The 17993-nt window shown below is 49.6% G+C and carries 18 protein-coding genes and 1 pseudogene; 8 read left to right on the top strand and 11 right to left on the bottom strand.

The genetic code is table 11. The annotated features are described in order from the left end of the window. Window positions 1-80 precede the first annotated feature (80 nt). The gene (locus tag L0156_26820) at window positions 81-1190 is read left to right on the top strand and encodes a VWA domain-containing protein (protein ID MCI0606614.1); all 1110 of its coding nucleotides are present in this window, start codon (window positions 81-83) and stop codon (window positions 1188-1190) included. Here the strand turns inward: L0156_26820 and L0156_26825 are convergent. After that, window positions 1187-1441 (bottom strand): hypothetical protein, encoded by a 255-nt coding sequence (locus L0156_26825; protein ID MCI0606615.1) that lies wholly within the window; start codon window positions 1439-1441, stop codon window positions 1187-1189. The two genes, L0156_26820 and L0156_26825, sit on opposite strands and share 4 nt — an antisense overlap. Here L0156_26825 and L0156_26830 point away from each other — a divergent pair. The 4 genes and pseudogenes from L0156_26830 (at window position 1433) to L0156_26845 (ending at window position 4301) form a co-directional block, all read left to right on the top strand. Then, window positions 1433-1919, top strand: a pseudogene (locus L0156_26830) (XdhC family protein). The gene L0156_26825 and the pseudogene L0156_26830 overlap by 9 nt on opposite strands. Before the next feature lie 32 nt (window positions 1920-1951). Continuing rightward, window positions 1952-2071, top strand: a complete 120-nt coding sequence (locus tag L0156_26835) for a YHS domain-containing protein (GenBank protein MCI0606616.1) — start codon at window positions 1952-1954, stop codon at window positions 2069-2071. A gap of 7 nt (window positions 2072-2078) precedes the next feature. Continuing rightward, entirely contained in the window at window positions 2079-3179 is a 1101-nt protein-coding gene (locus L0156_26840) for an NTP transferase domain-containing protein (protein ID MCI0606617.1), read from the top strand. 3 nt (window positions 3180-3182) lie between these two features. Then, window positions 3183-4301: an XdhC family protein gene (locus L0156_26845; protein MCI0606618.1), complete on the top strand. Its 1119-nt coding sequence runs from the start codon at window positions 3183-3185 to the stop codon at window positions 4299-4301. Here the strand turns inward: L0156_26845 and L0156_26850 are convergent. From L0156_26850 to L0156_26885, 8 genes are all read right to left on the bottom strand, one after another. Next, window positions 4298-5938, bottom strand: a complete 1641-nt coding sequence (locus L0156_26850; GenBank protein MCI0606619.1) for a M28 family metallopeptidase — start codon at window positions 5936-5938, stop codon at window positions 4298-4300. The genes L0156_26845 and L0156_26850 overlap by 4 nt on opposite strands. Continuing rightward, window positions 5938-8265, bottom strand: a complete 2328-nt coding sequence (locus L0156_26855; GenBank protein MCI0606620.1) for an insulinase family protein — start codon at window positions 8263-8265, stop codon at window positions 5938-5940. Before L0156_26855 ends, L0156_26850 begins: the two co-directional genes overlap by 1 nt. A gap of 141 nt (window positions 8266-8406) precedes the next feature. Further along, window positions 8407-9159 (bottom strand): CoA-transferase subunit beta, encoded by a 753-nt coding sequence (locus tag L0156_26860; protein MCI0606621.1) that lies wholly within the window; start codon window positions 9157-9159, stop codon window positions 8407-8409. Window positions 9160-9280: 121 nt separating this feature from the next. Continuing rightward, window positions 9281-9967 (bottom strand): LamG domain-containing protein, encoded by a 687-nt coding sequence (locus L0156_26865; protein ID MCI0606622.1) that lies wholly within the window; start codon window positions 9965-9967, stop codon window positions 9281-9283. A gap of 41 nt (window positions 9968-10008) precedes the next feature. Next, complete coding sequence (locus L0156_26870; GenBank protein MCI0606623.1) at window positions 10009-12243, bottom strand: SUMF1/EgtB/PvdO family nonheme iron enzyme; 2235 nt, start codon at window positions 12241-12243, stop codon at window positions 10009-10011. After that, window positions 12222-12707, bottom strand: a complete 486-nt coding sequence (locus tag L0156_26875; protein ID MCI0606624.1) for a hypothetical protein — start codon at window positions 12705-12707, stop codon at window positions 12222-12224. Before L0156_26875 ends, L0156_26870 begins: the two co-directional genes overlap by 22 nt. Next, window positions 12652-12969, bottom strand: coding sequence for a hypothetical protein (locus L0156_26880; protein ID MCI0606625.1), 318 nt, complete (start codon window positions 12967-12969; stop codon window positions 12652-12654). The genes L0156_26875 and L0156_26880 overlap by 56 nt, the downstream gene beginning before the upstream one ends. Before the next feature lie 422 nt (window positions 12970-13391). After that, on the bottom strand, window positions 13392-13679 hold the full coding sequence (locus tag L0156_26885; protein MCI0606626.1) for a DUF1330 domain-containing protein: 288 nt from the start codon (window positions 13677-13679) through the stop codon (window positions 13392-13394). Window positions 13680-13741: 62 nt separating this feature from the next. On the opposite strand from L0156_26885, the gene L0156_26890 reads away from it, so the two are divergent. The 3 genes from L0156_26890 to L0156_26900 all read left to right on the top strand — a co-directional run bounded on the left by L0156_26890 (window position 13742) and on the right by L0156_26900 (window position 17043). Then, window positions 13742-16492: a serine/threonine-protein kinase gene (locus L0156_26890; GenBank protein ID MCI0606627.1), complete on the top strand. Its 2751-nt coding sequence runs from the start codon at window positions 13742-13744 to the stop codon at window positions 16490-16492. Between the two features lie 84 nt (window positions 16493-16576). After that, window positions 16577-16795: a hypothetical protein gene (locus L0156_26895; protein MCI0606628.1), complete on the top strand. Its 219-nt coding sequence runs from the start codon at window positions 16577-16579 to the stop codon at window positions 16793-16795. Continuing rightward, the gene (locus L0156_26900; GenBank protein ID MCI0606629.1) at window positions 16792-17043 is read left to right on the top strand and encodes a type II toxin-antitoxin system RelE/ParE family toxin; all 252 of its coding nucleotides are present in this window, start codon (window positions 16792-16794) and stop codon (window positions 17041-17043) included. Before L0156_26895 ends, L0156_26900 begins: the two co-directional genes overlap by 4 nt. A 12-nt stretch (window positions 17044-17055) precedes the next feature. On the opposite strand, the gene L0156_26905 is transcribed toward L0156_26900, so the two are convergent. Next, a complete protein-coding gene (locus L0156_26905; GenBank protein ID MCI0606630.1) occupies window positions 17056-17358 on the bottom strand; it encodes a DUF1330 domain-containing protein in 303 nt (100 codons plus the stop codon). Window positions 17359-17399: 41 nt separating this feature from the next. Next, on the bottom strand, window positions 17400-17993 hold a 594-nt coding region (locus tag L0156_26910; protein ID MCI0606631.1), incomplete at its 5' end, for a CoA transferase subunit A.

Genomic DNA, 17993 nt, shown 5'->3' on the forward strand with positions numbered 1-17993 from the left:
GAAACGCTCGGTTGCATTCTGAAATCCAAAGAAGACATCGAACGAGTGCAAAACGAAGGAGTTGAAACGATACTTTCTTCTTGAGTAAAAAAGAAATGATCAGTGAATCCGTTGTTGGGTTCTGCCGATTTCTGCGGGTGAAAGGTTTTCCTGTTGGGATCAAGGAAACGATTGATGCTCTTGTGGCAACGGAAATTGTAACGATAACGGACCGTTGTGCTTTTCAGGCAGCTCTTCGTTCTCTTCTCTCCTCATCCAGGGAGGAGTCCGAGTTATTTGACCAGCTTTTCCATCAGTACTGGGATTCATCCGCTGATCGTGATCAGTCACAGCCGGCACAAAAGGAGATTCGTCTGGCTGCTCCGGAAGGAAAATTCGATCGGATTGCGTCCGCTATGCCGGAAGGGGATAGCACGGAAGCTGCAACATCAGGAGCATCCGCGACCAAACGTTTAAAGCGAATGGATTTTTCAAAGATTCCACTATCGGATCTTCCGATGCTGGAAGAGATTGCCTTTCGATTGTGGAAACAAATGCGCATAAGACTTGTTCGCAGGTGGCGATTGGTTGGAAAGCTTGGTCCTGTTGATTTGCGAAGAACGATCCGGCACAGCATCGGGCATGGGGGAAATCCTGTGGATTTAATGCGAAAAGGAAGAAAACTGAGAAAAACAAATCTGGTGATGCTTCTGGATGTCAGCGGATCGATGGAACTTTACAGCGCATTTCTGTTGCGCTTCGTCTATGCACTGAACAAATACTTCAAGCGGATGGATTCCTTTCTTTTCAGTACGCAGCTGGTTCCCGTCACATCCGCACTGCGAAAAAAACATCTTGCTGAAGTGTTAAATGATCTTACGGATAGAGTCAGCGAATGGTCAGGAGGCACGCGAATCGGCGAATGCTTGAGAGATTTCAATCAGCGATTTGCGCCAAAGCAATTAACCAGACACTCTGTGGTAGTGATCTTAAGTGACGGCTGGGATACTGGGAGTCCGGATCTGCTCTCCGGAGAACTCGGCAAGATCAAACGGCGCACTCATCGCCTGATCTGGTTAAATCCCCTTCTTGGCCTGGCCGGTTATCAACCGCTTACGCGTGGAATGTCTGCGGCTCTGCCTCACGCGGATGTTTTTGCGCCGGCGCATAATCTGCAAAGCCTCATGAATCTCGAAAGACACTGGAGTTAACGGATGTACGAAGACTTTTTGAATCGCGCTTCGAAGCTACACGCGCAAGATGAAGCCTTCGTTGTTGCTACCGTAGTTCGATGTGAAGCGCCAACGGTAAACCGGGGGATCGCGCGATCATAACCGGCGATGGCAAGATTTCCGGATGGATCGGCGGCGGCTGCGCGCAGCCTATCGTGATTGAGGAAGCGTTGAAGTCCCTCAAAGATGGACCAGCCGATGGTATTACCGGATACACCATGATGTGTCATAGTGGAGGAACTTTGGATATCTTCATTGAACCAGTGCCTGCAAAACCACATCTGATTATCTTTGGACGTTCGCCCGTGGCGACAATTCTCGCCGCGCTCGCAAAAACATTGTCTTACCGCGTCTCTTTGATTTCGGAAGAGAACACCGATCAACCGAGAATTACGAACCAGACCGCTATCGTGGTTGCAACGCAGGGAGAAGATGACGAAGGCGCGCTGGAACAAGCGCTGACGAAGGACGCTCCCTATGTGGCCTTTGTTGCAAGCAGGAAAAAGTGGGAAGCGGTCTCCTCTTTTTTGCGCGAGAAAGGAGTAGGAGCGGATCGATTGAAATCGGTTCATGGTACCTGCAGGCCTGGACATCGGGGCGCAAACACCGGAAGAAATCGCGGTCAGCATTCTAGCTCAAACAATTCAAGCTCGAAGAAAAGTTGAGTCACGCGATGAAGTCGTATCGATTCCAAACTTTCAGTTTTAGAAGTGGCTCGCGCGAAGGATCCTGTTTGCGGAATGACAGTTACCATTCCCTCAAAATATTCTTCTGATTACAACGGGAAAACGATTTATTTTTGCTGTGCTCTTTGCAAAGCCAGCTTTGATAAAACTCCTACTCAGTTCATCAACGCTTAGAAGGAGCATGTCCACGTTTGTTTCTGCGATCGTGCTTGCAGCCGGGATGTCCCGTCGCATGGGAACCCTCAAACAACTCGCAATGATTGGCGATCAGACTCTACTGGAAACTACGCTGAGAGCTGTTGCTGATTCCAGAGTTCACGAGACCATTCTAGTTCTCGGGTATCAGGCTGAAGAGATCTCCAGAGCCGTTTCGATTTCCGCTTCTACAAAAATAGTAACGAACGACTTCTTTGAAAAAGGAATGAGCACATCGATCCGGTGCGGCCTCCGCTCCGTGTCTTCTGACTGTTCGGCAGCCTTGATTGTGCTTGCGGATCAACCTTTCATCAAGCCATCGATCATAGACGCATTGATTCAGGAATATGAAGGATCCGGAGCGGCGATTCTTGTGCCTGTATACAAAGGGTTTCGTGGAAATCCGGTTCTCATCGGTCGATCGCTGTTTCCTGAGATGACGCAGTTAACCGGCGACATCGGATGCCGTTCTCTGTTTGGTTTGCACCCTGACGAGATCCGGAAGGTTCAAGTCGATGATATTGGCGTGTTAATCGATATTGATACCGTAGAAGATCTTTCGAAATTGGAAGCTATGAAGACGGCGAATTCACAGGAGGTCTTGGGAGATTTGCAGGTCTCCGATCGTTCGTTCGAAACAAAACGCAGACATTTGTTGATTGTCGGCGGAGACCAAATCGCATTGGCGCTCGCCAAATTAGGAAGCCTTCTGAAATTCCGTGTGACGCTGATCGATCCATTGATGAAGAAAGAAGAGGTTGTTGAGGCGGACCAAATCATAAACGAGCTGGATCTGACAAAAGCGGATGTGACCGCTGAGACCTACGTCGTGGTTGCCAGTCGCGGAAGATTTGATGAAGAGGCTCTGCAACAGGCAGTAGCGACTCCCGCTCCTTACATTGCTCTTATGGGGAGCAAAAAAAGGGGCGCTGAGTTGATCCAACGTTTACGAAGCGATGGAGTATCCGGGGATGCACTGAAGCGGATTTATTCACCTGCTGGTTTGGAGATTCATGCGTCCAGCCCGGAAGAAATTGCATTGAGTATCATCGCACAGATGATCCAATTTGACAGACTAAGAGCATAAGCTATGTGGAAAGATTTTTTTGAGGGACTCGCGCGACTGAAAGAATCCGGCAAACCGTTCGTAGTGGCAACCGTTGTAAAGGTGAGCGGCTCAACTTACCGGCGGCCTGGAGCTCGCGTGTTGATCACAGAAGAGGGAGCGACCACCGGTTTGATCAGTGGCGGCTGTTTTGAAGGCGAGTTGATTGAGAAAGCAAAACGGGTGATACAAACAAAAGAGGCGGCTCTTGCAACATTCGACACGACTTCACCGGATGATCTTTTGTTTGGCCTTGGACTTGGTTGTACGGGTGTGGCGCAAATTCTATTGGAGCCTTTTGATGGGTCGTCTCAGATCAGTCATCTCGATTTTATTGGTCAGCATGTTTCTCAAAGAGAAGAGGCCGTGTTGGCAACGGTATTTCGAGTTCACGAAGTATCAGGCGTTTCTGTAGCGAGCCGTTTGATGTTGCAGAATGACAGACAAGAAGCTGAAGGCATTCAGAATCGAGAAGTGATAGATGCCCTCAATACGGAATGCCGGTCAATCTTACAATCGCGCCAATCGAAAGTCCAAACGTTTCCTTTGGGCGGTGGTCATGTTGAAGCGCTTGTGGAATACATCGAATTGCCTCTGCCGCTGATTATCTTCGGCGCTGGCCCGGATGCGGTTCCTCTCGTGCGATTCGCCAAGGAGCTAGGCTGGAATGTGACGGTCGTGGATCGGCGTCCTGCGTTCGCGCGCAAAGATCGTTTTCCTGGAGCCAACGTGATTCTCACGGAACCGGAAGAACTATCGGCCAGCGTAAAACTCGATTTCACAACTGCCGCTGTGATCATGAATCATCATTTCGAAACGGATTTAAACTTCTTGCGAGTATTGCTTCCGTTACCTGTGTTCTACATCGGATTGCTCGGTCCGGCATCAAAAACCGATCTATTATTTCAAAAACTGCGTGAGGAAGGTGTTGTCCCTGCAAACGAACAGCTTCTTCGTTTGTTCAGTCCTGTCGGTCTCGATGTCGGCGCGGAAACACCGGAAGAAATTGCGCTTTCCATCATTGCAGAAATTCAGGCAGTGCACTCGGGTTACTCCGCAGGGTTTTTAAAAGAGCGCAGTGGCCCGATTCACAAGCGCGGCTAAGGTGAGGCGCCCGCTTTACCGAAGGTGCGACCGAAAAAATCGCCTTTGTTCCAGGCAGGTCTCGCTATCTCATTGGCAGTTTCATAACCGATCAGGAAAGTCAGTTGCACGATTTTGATTCCGCTTTCCCAGTGCATTTCTTGACTGTTTTCATCCTGCGGCGAGTGGTAAATTGTTCTGAGCCATTCTCGTGTCTTGTCCGCTCCATTTACAGAAGGATCCTGACTTTCAAACCCTGCCATCAATTTAATCGCAGGAATCCCTTTCTTGATGAATGAATACTGATCGCTGCGCACAAAACGAACTTCTTCCGGCGCTGGATCTGGACTCCGCTTTATACCCACTGTCTGAAACGCCCGATCAGCAATGGGGCCTAACGAAGAATGTTCCGCTCCCAATGCGACAGCATCGGAAAACGGAAAAAGCATGAGAAACATGTCCGTATTCACATTTGCAACAATGGAGTTAATCGGAACCGTTGGATTGTGCGCAAAATAGTCTGATCCCTGCAATCCCTTTTCTTCAGCTGTAACGGCAATGAACAAAAGGGATCGCCGCGGCTTCACTTTTAAAGCAGTAAATGCTCGCGCGACTTCGATCAAGCACGCAATTCCCGTGGCGTTATCGTAGGCACCATTGTTGATGGTGTCGTTCTTGACGGGATCCGATATTCCAAGATGATCCAGATGCGCCGTGTAAACAATGTATTCTCTTTTCAATTCGGGATCAGAGCCTTCCATCCATCCAACAACGTTCGGACTCATCGCAGCATCGAGTCTGGAAACTTTCTTTAAAGATGCCTGAAGGTTTAGCGGAAAGCTCTTCACTTTCTTCTCCTTCCACATCTGAAAAACTTCTTCGATGCTATGAGGAGAGCGGCTCAAGAGCTTTTCTGCGCCCGAGTGACTTAAGTTTGCAGTTGTTTTTATTTGCTCCGGGACGTCATGAGGAACTCCGGAGGTTTCCATCCAGCGGTATCCGCTTAATTTGCTCTGTCGAATGGAGCGCTCCCAGGGAGATCGTTTCTCATCTTCCGGATTTTGAAAAGAGATGATACCCGCTGCTCCATGTGCAACGGCGTTCTTTTGTTTCGTGTTAGTAGAAGAATAGTGAGCCCGCTCGCTGATCGGAAATGTGTCCGGCGCGCCCGACAAAAGCAAGACAATCTTTCCTTTCGTATCGACACCGGAATAGTCATCGTATTTCAAATCGGGAGCAGTGATTCCAAATCCTGCGAACACCACGTCTGCCGTAACCGAAGTCTCTTCACGGATATAGTCCGGAGGCATTAGAAAATCGGTGGAATAGGTGAGATCGTGTGTTCCTTCCTTAGTGATGACTGCAAGGCTCATTTTTTCTGCAACGATATCAGTCTTGCGCAAAGGAACGTTTTGGAAATAGCTACTCTTTGTGGCACCGGGATATAAGCCGAGCTGCTCAAACTGTGAGGCGACATACATCGCTGCAATGTCGTATCCTCTTGTGGCTGTGCCGCGACCTTCCAGCAGGTCGTGAGAAAGAAAATTTATATGGGTTTGAAGCCGTTCCTTTGTAATGACGGCAAGCGCGGAATTGCTGGCTTCATCTGCAAACAAGATGTTGGCCAGAAAAAGAAAGAGGATGACGATTCTCTTCATCAATTCGTATCCACCGCGACACCGGCGCCGTTCAGAAATGCAGGAATGATTTTCTTGATCTGTTCCAGCGTGACTGAATTCACACGCTTCTCAAATTCGACTTGGCTCAATAATCTTCCCTGTTCAATCCATTCCCGCACATAAAAACCTGACAGCTCTTCATTGCTCTGATAAGCGCTCACGCGACGTCCGGTCAGATGTTCTTTCGCTTCTGCAAGCTCGCGCTCGGTTGGGGGATTGGTCAACAAACCTTGCATGAGTTTTTCAAATTCCGCTTTTGTCTCAAAAAGCTTGTCCGGATTGACTCCGAAACGGATCGAGATCCAGGATGCATTTCCATCGGTATGATAATTATTGCTGATGTAATAAATCAGCCCGCGTCTGTTGATCAATTCCTTGCCCAACCGCCCTCCATAGCCATGAGTCATGATGTAAAGCAGCGCCCGATACGCATAAGAATCGGAAACGGATGGCGCAGGTGCAAGCACGGCGTATCCAAATTGCGATTGTGCTTTTCCTGGTAACCTGACAGTTTGTGATCGCTCCTTTATTTGAAGCCTTATCTTCTCAGGCTTTCCGGGTTTCTCTGCGAAACCCTTTTTCAATGCATCCAGAGTGGTCTTAGGATCTACATCACCCACAACCGAGACAACGACGGGCCGCAAGGCTCCCGGACTCCGTTTTGCTCCAACGATCTCGTGGAGCGCCACATCCAGACGCGTTTCCGGATCATCGATGCCGGCTGGATCCGTCGCAGATCCCGTTCGAAGTTCCTGGAGCGCTTTGCGTGCATTCTCTATTATCAAAGAGAGATCCTGTTTCAGGAAACGCCAGTGGAGCGAGGTATATCTCCACACCGGCTGGTTTGCGGAACTTGACGCTTTAGTTTTCACCGTATTAGAAGGAATGAGGATACGAAGAAATCCCGCCGGCGTTCGCACAATTTTCCGGACAATGAGCGTCAAGCCGTTTCCGGTTTTTGAAACGAGCGGAGCAGACGGCACTGACGGAGACATTGCCGTAGTTGAAGGCTCGTCCTTTTGGGCAGCAAGGGAAGCGCGCCGCACCTGCACAACGGCCACGCCTTCGCCAAGATACCATCCGATCGTGCGTTGTTCAGGGCGCAAATATCTTTGCGCAACTCTCCGGATATCGTTTACAGAAACAGATTCCAGAAGAGCAGGCAGTTTTTGCAAAACAGGAAAGGCGCCAATTCCCTCAAAGAACGCCATCTGATGTGCGGCATCTTCGGTCGTTTCTAAATCGAATATCAACTCCTTCAAGAGCTGCGTACGAGCTTGATTCAACTCTTGAGTAGAAACTTCTTTCTCGCGAATATCGGCGATTCTCTTCTCAATCTCCTTTTCTATTTCTTCCGGCTTCCCTTCCGCCTGTCCTGCGATATTAAAGATGTATGGCTGGGCAGTCGGCGCAAAAAAAGTCGTAATCCGTTTCCCAATTCCCGCGAGCTTTGCGTCTTCGGGAATATCGACAGCGAAACCGGATTGCCGGAAGCTGACACCATTGCTGCCGGCGAGAATGGCTTGCGTCAATAGGAAAGCTGCGTAGTCCGAATCACTAGCCGCCGGCGCGCGATACGTAATCTGGTAGTAATTCAACTTGCCGCTGCCGCGAAGATAAACGCGCCGTTCTCCGTTTTGAGGCGGTTCCACAGTGCGTGGCAAAGGATCCAGATTCCGACCTACCAGGGGGCCAAACAATTTTTGAACACGTTCAAAAATCTCTTTAGATTGAATGTTACCCGCGATTGCCAGCACGGCATTGCCCGGATTGTAGAACCGCTCGTAGAAATCCACGATATCGGCGTGTGTGATTTTCTCCACATCGCTTGTCCAACCGATCGTATTAAAACGGTACGGATGCTCCAGAAACGATACCGCAACAACTTTGTCATAAAGAACTGTCGCGGGATCATTCTCGTAACTGTGAAGCTCTGTCAGTACTGCGCCTCGCTCCGCTTCCACCTCATTTTCCCGGTTCAAAACATTCGTCATGCGGTCCGCTTGCAGCCGCAAAACAGTATCCACATGCTCAACGGGAACAGTTTCAAAATATGTGGTCTGATCGATCCAGGTGTAGCCGTGCCATTCTCCACCAATTGAGTAAATTGCGTCCTGCGTGTCCGTGAAGTTTTTCGTTGCGCGAAACGCCATGTGTTCCAGAAAATGAGCAAGCCCGGTCGCGCCGGTGCATTCATTCCGACCACCCACCTTGTACAGCACCTGCGTGCTAACCAGAGGCTGCGCATGATCCTCCAGCACCATCACCGTCAGTCCATTCTGCAAACGTTCGACTTTGACTTGCATAAGATCGTAGGCGGATAAGGGTAGTGGCAAAGCAGTTGCCACAAAAAGGAACAGCCATACCATGAAATGCGTTCGTTGAATGAAGTCACGTATTGTGTGAGCTATTGCAAATGCTCTGCAACTACGACCGGGGGGATGCATCTAAATGTAAAGATGACCGGGGTCAAGCTCGTCGCGTATGATTCGCAATTCTTCGTGATGTGGCTCTTCAGTCATTTTCAGATGGGACGAAACCTTCACTTTCCATCCAAGATTTTCCTGCACCTGTTCGATGGTGCAACCCGGATGCAAGGAAGTCAAAATCATCTCACCCTCTTCAAAATCATAGCAACCCAAATTGGTGATCACCATGACAGGACCGGCTCCGGGCATGCCGAGCTCTTTTCTTGTTTCTGCATGATCCACATAGCCGGGCGACGTAATGAAATCCACTTTTTCCGGAAAGCTGCGTTTTGTTTGCGGAGCAATCACGAACACCTTTTTTGCAAGGATCGCAATCTCACAAGCCCCGCCGCTTCCCGGCAACCGCACCGATGGTTTTTGATAATCGCCAACCACAGTCGTGTTTAGATTGCCAAAGCGGTCGATCTGTGCGCCTTGCAAAAATCCAACATCGATTAAACCACCCTGCAAATAGAAATTGAAAATATCGAACATCGAACAAATACTCAGTGAATTCGTTACCAGCGATGGATCACCAATCGATACCGGAAGTCGCTCCGGAGTTGCGCCAACAGCGCCTGATTCATACAACAACACGAGGTTGGGTGCGTGTCTGCGTCGCGCAAGATTGCAAGCCATGTTGGGAAGTCCGATGCCGACAAACACAACATCGCGATCCTGTAACTGCCGCGCGGCCTGACACACCATCAGTTCATTGCTGTTGTAGTCCATATGCATTTCATTTTACAAGATTAAAAGAAAAATGAAACTGCTACATGAAAACCGCCAAGTCGCCAAGAAAGAAAAAGTTTTGAGTTTAATCTTGGCGTTCCTGGCGACTTGGCGGTTCAATCTATTCGACAGCGATACCTCGAACTTCTTTCGGTGATAGCGCGCGATTCAAAATCAAGATGTCTTTCATCATGCCGTTGCAAAAGGATTCAGGTTCGCCCTTAGCCGAACGCCCAAACCACAAGGGAGCAGATAAACTTGGAGTAACACGGCTGGATCCATTCCGCTGGGGAAATCCGTCCACATATAAAATGTTTCGCATCCCTTCCACAACAATCGCCACATGGTGCCATTTTCGGAACTGGAATTCACCGCGGCTCACGGCCACATCTGCGCCGTTACAACGCCACGCGAGCCTACCCCAGGTTGTGTAAAGGGATATCGTTTCTTGATCCTCCGCTATCTGACTTAGCCAGAAAGATTGGTTCCAGTCGCGCTTATAGCTCTCGTAATAAATCCATAAAGCGATTGTCATTGATGAACCGTTCAGCGGAGTTTTTAATCTGAGTTGCAGACTCGAATCGATTCCATTACAGAGAACTTCCTTTTGATAAACAGCTGCTTCTTGAATCAAAGCCGCGCTTTCGATCTTGACCGGTCTGGGTGGCGGCGGGTAATTCACATCGATGATCTCAAAACTTTCATCCGTACCAACCGAAATATGCTTTGTTGAAATCCTCCTGTCCTGTACGATGAAGTAGGGGCCGATAGAACGGATGGCATAACGTCCATCTGAAGCATGAATCATTGTGAGGTATTCCTTTTGAGGATCGGGGGGACCCATGAGCCTTACACGACCGTCGCTTTGAACTCGAACGTATTGTCCGTTTGATGTGCGGAGATTGAACATGCATTCGACTGAATAGAGCCACTGCCATTGAAACCGGACGCCCGGTTCCAGTGGACTATCCACAACAACGAGATCTCACCCAGGGCACAAAGCCATCCGCCATCAGAAGTGCGAAACGCAACTTCACCAGGTTTGAGTCCGATGCGACGAGCAACTGAAGTTGAGGATTCGCCCAAATGAAAACAGGGATAAGCGAGAATCGATGAATCAAAACTATTTTCGCCAAAGTCATTCACTACGATAGTGAGTTCGCGAGCTTGTTGTGGAATCGAGACATCAATCGGGATTCCCTGGGGACTCTCGTGAAGCGCAGGTGAATCAAAAACGCGGATGCCATCAATCCAGATTTCGTATTTCCATGTGCCGTGAGCGCACACGTCTTGATCCCATCGTGATCCGATCGCTGTAAAACGATGAGCATCGTCCGGTATTTCATATGTAACGGATGCGGGCGCGGCAAGATCCAAGAAAGTTGTGCAAGGTTTTCCGCCAATCGGCAAAACTTTTTCGTTCACATCTTTGCAAACGTTTAGCGTTCCGGAACCTACCTTCACTTTCATGGGAACAAGATCACCAAGGAATATTGCGTCGTCCGGAATGTGAGAGAGTTGTTCAACAAGTGGCCGCAGACGAAAATACGGCCACGCCAGAATCGCGTGGTCATACGATCTGTCACCCAGTGGATCGGTGATGACAGTCAAACGCCGCGAGCCGGGCGGGATATCAATCACCAGAGGAATTCCCTTGCGACGTTCCGAGAGAGGAGGCGACATAAAAACGACCTTCTCATCAATGAGAAACTCGTAAGTCCAACTGGAATGGAAAGTCTGCACAATATCGGCACGCGCAAGTACGGTTGTGAATTGCAAGGCGCCGGGTGGTATCGACCAGCTGAATTCGCCGGGTGGGTGAACTGTAACAAATGTGACGCAGGTCCTGTCGCCGATCATACAACGCCGGACTCCCCAGGCATCATTCACAAGAGGAGCATAAGGACTAGTCGCGGGCAGGGGTTTCAGATCGCCCAGAAAAATTCCATGCTCGGGAGATTTTGCAAGCCGGTCAATATCCGGCTCACCGGTCGCATAGTAAACCCATCCTGATTCATCACGTGATGCTGAAACCGCGAGTCGAAATCCATGCTCAGGCCCCCGAACATCTCGATGCAGTGGATTTCGCGCAGCCGACCGTGCACTATGCACTCCCCATGCCCAGCATCCTCCGCGGTGGCACGCTTTCACGTTGGGAACTGGACCGACGGGATCGATAGATTTTTTGTGATCGAAAGCTCGAAGCCCATCACTTACCCATTCCGCAACGTTCCCTTGCATGTCATGAAGACCCCATGCATTTGCCGACCGTTGTTTTACGTCGTGAGTTTCTCCGCTGCAGTTCTCCAGGACCCATGCCATTTCCTGCCACAATCCCGAACCCGCAAACGGTCCAACCGTTCCGGCGCGGCATGCATATTCCCATTCTGCTTCAAGCGGAAGCCGGGCCTCGAGTCCGGCTATCGACTGATTTAACTTTTTTATGAAAAGTGTACAGTCCTCCCAGGATACTGTTTCAACGGGACGATTTTCAGCCTGGAATTTTGACGGATTTGTTTCGATTACTGCTTTCCAGAGAGCTTGCGTGCACTCCGTCTCGGCAATCCAGTATGGTTTTGTCAGTGCGACTTCATGCTGCGGAGTTTCATTCTGCTCTCCGTCTTCTTCCGCGGGACTTCCCATCAGAAATACACCCGGCTCGATTAAACGAAGCCGTTGCCGAACGCCCTTCACTTCCAGTTCGGCCCAACAACGACCGTTCGGAAGCGATTCCATCCCCCACGTAACAGCCCAACTCGGCACCCAAGCATAAGCATCGACAAATTCTTGTGCTTCACGCGCGAGCGGACCGTCCGGACACACTTTGAGATACTCACGCCATCTTTTCGGAGTCGGCTCAATCCGAACCAGTGCGCCATGCAAGCCCTGTTGAAATTCGCAGGATTCGTCCGGTGTTCTGTCAGGAAAAAGAGTAACAAACGTGTGCCACGCGCCGCGTGCTTCGTGTGGATCCGTTGCTCTTCTTGCGCGCAAAAGTGTTTCCGCTCGAAGTCGAAGGATGGATTCTTGCGCTTCTGTTGCATGCTCACTACCAGGAAAACTCAACAGAAATCTTCGCCACAAAGGAACAGCATCCCAACGTCGGTTGTACTCTTTGTCTTTGCCAGATCTGCCTCCTCCAGCTTCCTTAAACTCTCCCGTGCTTCTTCGGCTCCGGTTCCTGAACTGTAATGAGATAAATATTCCGCCCAGCCTTCGGGGGTATTCAAAGAACGCGCACGGTTTAGTTCGTCTCCAAAACAATCTTCGAGTCTTGTATGAACGAGCGTTTCAATGTTCTTCAAAGCTCGATCGAAGGAGGGTTCTTTCCCCAATGCAAGCGCCACATCCACCCCGGCGGAGGCATGATCCATGGCGGTATCATCCTGAACAATCCTCCACAACGCTGACGGATCACCTTCAGCATGGAGAAGATGATCCACTACAAGCTCATCCATTGAATCAAAAGGCGAATCTCCCGGCCGGGTTTTCTCAAGAGTCTTTTGCGAATTCAACAATCGCGTCAGCCGCGCGACGGAGTTTTTCATCAATGGAATGAACTTCGCGTACAAGGTCTTCAAAAGGAATCCAGGTTTCACGCCTGTAGAAATCAAACCGGATCCCGGAATCAACACCTGCGTTTTTTTCGAAATCACTCAGCTCTGCTTCCAGCTCTCTCATCTGCGTGTGCGCGTTGATGCGAAGGGCCAGACGTTCCATCATTTCCTGTCTGCGCCGCTCTTCTCCTTCCAGCAAATCGAGTTCCCTCCGGCACCGTTCGATACTGCGAAGAAGTACGATCGCCCCCATACAGACGATCCGCAGAAAACGGACCAGTCTCTGCTGCAGTTCCTCAACTCCAACCGCGAGACGTTCATCCTGCGTGTTCCCGGCGACTTCTGCAAGTTTCTTTCTCTTGTTTTCCAGTTCTTCAATTTGATTGACTTTTGCGTTGAGAAGATGGCGCAGTTGCGTAGCCAGTCACGTGAAGAAAGAAACCAGCGCAACACGATGTGAACTCAGATGATCATGCAGGTTATGGCAGTCTCTGAGCAGTTCTTCAAGAAGAGCGAATCGTTCTTGCTCGGTAAGCTTTAACTTGTCTCTGGGTATTAGACCAAGAAATGCCGCTTGGTCTTTCTCTCCACTCTGGACAATTTCCGATTGCGCGCTGATTTTTTCTTGCAGTACGCGTACCTTATCAGGAAGGTCAGGCGGCCTGAGATCCAATCCTAAAGTCCCTCCGTCAGGATCATGTGAGCGGTGGCGCATTGATGGCGCAAATTTTTCGCAGGAGCATACTCCGGTGAGTTGACCCATTCTTTGGCGCGGGCAACGCTTTCGAATTGAAGAATCACAAAACGTTTTGGAATCCAAACCCCTTCCAAAACTTCTGTGGCTCCACCGCGCGCCAGGTACTTGCCTCCATATTTAGCGATGGAGGCAGGGGCAAGTCTCTTGTACTCTTCGTATAGGATTAGATCCTGGACGTCGATATCAACGATGACATATGCAGGGATGAGTAGATTGTAAACCCAATTTGACGCTACTCTTCAACGCTTGTTAAACTGACTTCACGATTATGGTCGGCAAGGTTCTCTCCCATTACAAGATTACTGAACATCTCGGCGGTGGCGGTATGGGGATTGTGTATCGCGCCGAGGATATGAAACTGGGCCGGGGTGTCGCCCTGAAATTTCTGCCGGCTGAATTATCGAATGACTCCCAAGCGCTCGAACGCTTGCAGCGTGAAGCGCGAGCTGCATCCGCGTTGAATCATCCGAACATCTGTACGATTTACGACATCGATAGCGCAGTGATCAGAGATGATTCGACCGGGCAAAATCGGACGGTCCATTTTATCGCCATGGAATTGCTGGAGGGACAGACGCTGAAACATTCTGTCCTTGGCGTTCCGATGCAATTAGAACAAACAATCGAAATCGCAATTCAAATTGCAGATGCGCTGGATGCCGCGCATTCACAGGGAATCGTCCATAGAGATATTAAGCCAGCAAACATTTTTATTACAAAGCGAGGCCATGCAAAAATCATGGATTTCGGATTGGCAAAACTTGTGGGTGATCATCACGCACGGCAGTTGTCAGGCGCTTCAGCATTCGAAACCAGTCCTGAACATTTAACCAGTCCAGGCATGACGGTGGGCACAGTCGCTTATATGTCGCCCGAACAGGCAAAGGCGATCGAATTGGATGCGCGCACCGATCTTTTTTCATTCGGTCTCGTGATCTACGAAATGATCACGGCGCATCCTGCATTTCCAGGAAATACGAACGCAGTGATCTTTGAGGCGATTCTGAACCGCGATCCTGTCTCTCCTGTGCGATTGAACCCGGTGGTTCCAGCCGGATTGGAACAGATCATCAACAAAGCAATTGAGAAAGACCGTGATCTACGTTATCAGTCTGCAGCGGATATTCGGACGGATTTAAAGCGACTGAAGCGCGATTCAAGTAGCGGCAAGTCGGCTGCGGTTCCTGTTCCGGAAATTGCCTCGATGGAATCAGTCCCGGCACAGTCTGCAAGTACAACTGCTGTTCCGGTAACGCGGAGAACCCGAAAGCCGCTATTCATAGCAATAACGGTGGTAGTGGTCGTCGGTCTCTTGAGCGCATTCCTCTTTTTTAAAAAGCGCGAACCAAAAACAGAAACAGCAGCAACACCTGTTCAAGCAAGTTTCAGTCGCGTCACCGATTTCCCCGGACCGGAAATGTTGCCGAGCATCTCGCCTGATGGAAATTTTGTCGTCTACACAACAAAAGAAGGAAAGGACTTCGACATTTTCTTACAGCGAATCGGTGGACGGAATCCCGTTAACTTGACGAAAGACTCGGAAACGGATGACTATGCTGGGGCATTCTCGCCGGATGGACAACAGATCGCGTTTCATAAGCGCGGGGGCGGCGTTTTCACTATGGGCGCAACCGGCGAGTCGGTTCGACGGTTAACGGACTCCGGTTTCAGTCCCGCGTGGTCACCGGACGGAAAAGAAATCATTTATGCTACAGAATTTCCAATTCTCCCATTTGGACGCGGAAACAACAGCGAGCTCTGGGCGGTGAACGTGAATACGGGAACAAAGCGGCTGATTACCAAAGGGGATGCAGTCCAGCCTGCCTGGTCGCATGACGGACGTTGGATTGCATACTGGGCGATTCCTGCCGGTGGTGGTCAGCGCGATTTATGGATCATCGATTCGCGTGGCGGGTCACCAATTCAAATCACCAATGATCCAGCAATGGATTGGAATCCTGTCTGGTCACCTGATGGGCATTACCTCTATTTTTCTAGCGACCGCGGCGGGTCGATGAATGTGTGGAAGATAAGAATCGACCCAACGTCAGCGAAAGCAATCGAAGCGCCGGAAAGTATCGTCACGCCTTCCGAGTTTAGCGGGCACGTTAGCATCTCGCGGGACGGCAACAAAATTCTCTACGCAGCCCGGGAGCAACGCAGCAGCATTGAGCGTATCGGTTTTGACCCGGACCGTCCGGCACTTACTCCACCGGCAGAAATGATTACACGCGGAACGACTGCTTTCATGGATGCCGATTCTTCACCCGATGGAAACTGGCTTGCTTTGCGCACAGCCTATAATCCCGAAGATATTTATATTTGCCGATCAGACGGTACGGATCTTCGAAAACTAACAGACGATTCGTTTAAAGATCGCGGTCCCCGTTGGACTCCCGATGGGAAACAGATCATTTTTTATTCGGATCGGAGCGGACGATATGAGTTCTGGCGGATTCAACCGGACGGAAGCGGATTGCAACAATTAACGAAATCGAAAGAAAGTTTGATTGTGAGCACTCCTGTTTTATCGCCGGATGGAAAGCGTCTGGCAATGCAAGTAGGATCGCGGGCCAGCATTGCGGATCTGACAGCATCGACCCCTGTTACAGAATTTCAAGCGCTGCCACCTCCTCCCATTCCAGAAGGAAGGTTTATTGCAAGCTCATGGTCACCGGACGGAAAAAAGCTTGCAGGATTCGGAGCTCGTGAAACCATCATCGGCGTTTATGTGTATACTTTTGAAAATCTAACTTATGAAAAATTGGCCGACCTGGAATTATCTGGCAGTCTTACAGGTTTCGGTCCTGGAGGTTTACACTGGCTGAACGACAACCGGCGAATTCTTTACGGGGCTCCTGACCAATTGCGAATCATTGATTCGCAAACGAAGAAGTCGCAAGTCATCGCAGAAATCGATCCTGAGCTTCAAATGTTTAAACCGACCAGAGATAACCGTTCGCTTTATTACACTCGCGTCAGTCAGGAATTCGATATCTGGATGATGCAGCTCAAGTAATCGCGTCTTCGCCTAGTTCAATGTAATGCAAGGTTCAATAGTATTTGTGATTGCGTTTTAAGTTACATTTAGTATACTTTTGGTATGGAACGTACAACTATGTCTTTAAAAGTCTCCAAAAGCTTCCTGACCGAGTTTCGCAAATTCTGCGACGCTCACGCGCTTTCTATCGGCAAATTTACAGAGATGCAACTTACTGAGATTATGGAAGATTATCATTTTGGCCTGAAAGCTGAACAGGTTTTGGTCAAGGGAGACTCCAGACGCAAATCGCTGAGAGATGTCGTTCGCGCGTCCAAATGAAGCTTTCGTTCACTTTTGACTGGCTTGACCAATTTGAAAAGTTGGATTCAGCGGTGAAACGGCAGATCATTGCGAAGCTGAAGGAGATCGTCCGAATGGACCCCTACCCTCATGAAGCGCTCAAAGGAAAACAATTTAAGGGTTTATTTAAACTGCGTGTAGGCGACTATCGACTCATTTATCGAATGGTTGATGGAACAACGATGGATTTTCTTTGTTTAGAACATCGGCGAGACATTTACAACTGACGCCGCACTCCTTCAGTTCAGCGAATCCTGAACGCCCTCCGTAACAATCATGTGGGTCGTGGCACTTTGAAGTCTGAGATTTTTGGCCAAAGCATATTCCGGAGAATCAAACCATTCTTTTGCGCGGGCAAGGCTTTCAAATTGAAGAATCACAAAACGCTTGGGAGTCCAATCTCCTTCCAGGACTTCTGTAACTCCACCGCGCGCTAAATATTTCCCGCCGTACTGCGCGATGGATGCAGGAGCAAGACGTTTGTACTCTTCGTAGATGATGCGATCTTGAACATCTATGTCAACAATGACATAAGCTGGCATAAGCTCTTAGCTCCGCCGGCGGGACGCCCGCGCCACTTTGTTTAATAGCCGTAGTTGACCGGCTGGCACCATTGATCTTTGGCTCGCAATCGCTGCAGCTGGTCCCCCATTTTTTCAGCGTACTCTTTGCGATCCTTCACACCAAAGACCCATTCATCCAGATACTTGTTAAACTTCACAACGTCTTTGGACGTCTTCCGCCAGTTCACATAAAAATCGTTATCGCGATCGTAATAGCCTTGCGCGAAAGAAGGATGGCATCCCCACGGTTCTTCCACGACCGAATTCACAACAAAACCCGGTATCAGCGTGCGATTTGGATCAGAACGAATCACATTTTCTTCAACGATTTCTTCTGCTACAACGATTACGTTATCCGCAGCAAACGCAGCTTCTTTCTGGACACCCATCAATCCCCAGATCTGCGCATCTCCATTCACATCCGCTCTTTGCGCATGGATGATGGTTGTGTTCGGATTCAATGCCGGCACGGTCGCAAGCTTCTCCCCCGTATAAGGACACGTAATCGTTTTGATCAGCGGATTTACGCGTGGAAGGTCGCTCCCCATGTAATTCCTCAAAGGAAAGAAAGGCAATTTTGCCGCGCCAGCCGAGAAACGAGCCACCATGCCAAA

The sequence above is a fragment of the bacterium genome (assembly GCA_022616075.1).
In the GTDB taxonomy this organism is placed as follows: Bacteria; Acidobacteriota; HRBIN11; order JAKEFK01; family JAKEFK01; genus JAKEFK01.

Coding starts and splice junctions, on each gene's coding strand:
- L0156_26825 (MCI0606615.1), bottom strand. CDS start 1,441: ATGACACATCATGGTGTATCCGGTAATACCATCGGCTGGTCCATCTTT.
- L0156_26835 (MCI0606616.1), top strand. CDS start 1,952: ATGACAGTTACCATTCCCTCAAAATATTCTTCTGATTACAACGGGAAA.
- L0156_26840 (MCI0606617.1), top strand. CDS start 2,079: ATGTCCACGTTTGTTTCTGCGATCGTGCTTGCAGCCGGGATGTCCCGT.
- L0156_26845 (MCI0606618.1), top strand. CDS start 3,183: ATGTGGAAAGATTTTTTTGAGGGACTCGCGCGACTGAAAGAATCCGGC.
- L0156_26850 (MCI0606619.1), bottom strand. CDS start 5,938: ATGAAGAGAATCGTCATCCTCTTTCTTTTTCTGGCCAACATCTTGTTT.
- L0156_26855 (MCI0606620.1), bottom strand. CDS start 8,265: ATGCAAGTCAAAGTCGAACGTTTGCAGAATGGACTGACGGTGATGGTG.
- L0156_26860 (MCI0606621.1), bottom strand. CDS start 9,159: ATGGACTACAACAGCAATGAACTGATGGTGTGTCAGGCCGCGCGGCAG.
- L0156_26865 (MCI0606622.1), bottom strand. CDS start 9,967: ATGATTCATGCTTCAGATGGACGTTATGCCATCCGTTCTATCGGCCCC.
- L0156_26875 (MCI0606624.1), bottom strand. CDS start 12,707: ATGAAAAACTCCGTCGCGCGGCTGACGCGATTGTTGAATTCGCAAAAG.
- L0156_26880 (MCI0606625.1), bottom strand. CDS start 12,969: ATGGGGGCGATCGTACTTCTTCGCAGTATCGAACGGTGCCGGAGGGAA.
- L0156_26890 (MCI0606627.1), top strand. CDS start 13,742: ATGGTCGGCAAGGTTCTCTCCCATTACAAGATTACTGAACATCTCGGC.
- L0156_26895 (MCI0606628.1), top strand. CDS start 16,577: ATGGAACGTACAACTATGTCTTTAAAAGTCTCCAAAAGCTTCCTGACC.
- L0156_26900 (MCI0606629.1), top strand. CDS start 16,792: ATGAAGCTTTCGTTCACTTTTGACTGGCTTGACCAATTTGAAAAGTTG.
- L0156_26905 (MCI0606630.1), bottom strand. CDS start 17,358: ATGCCAGCTTATGTCATTGTTGACATAGATGTTCAAGATCGCATCATC.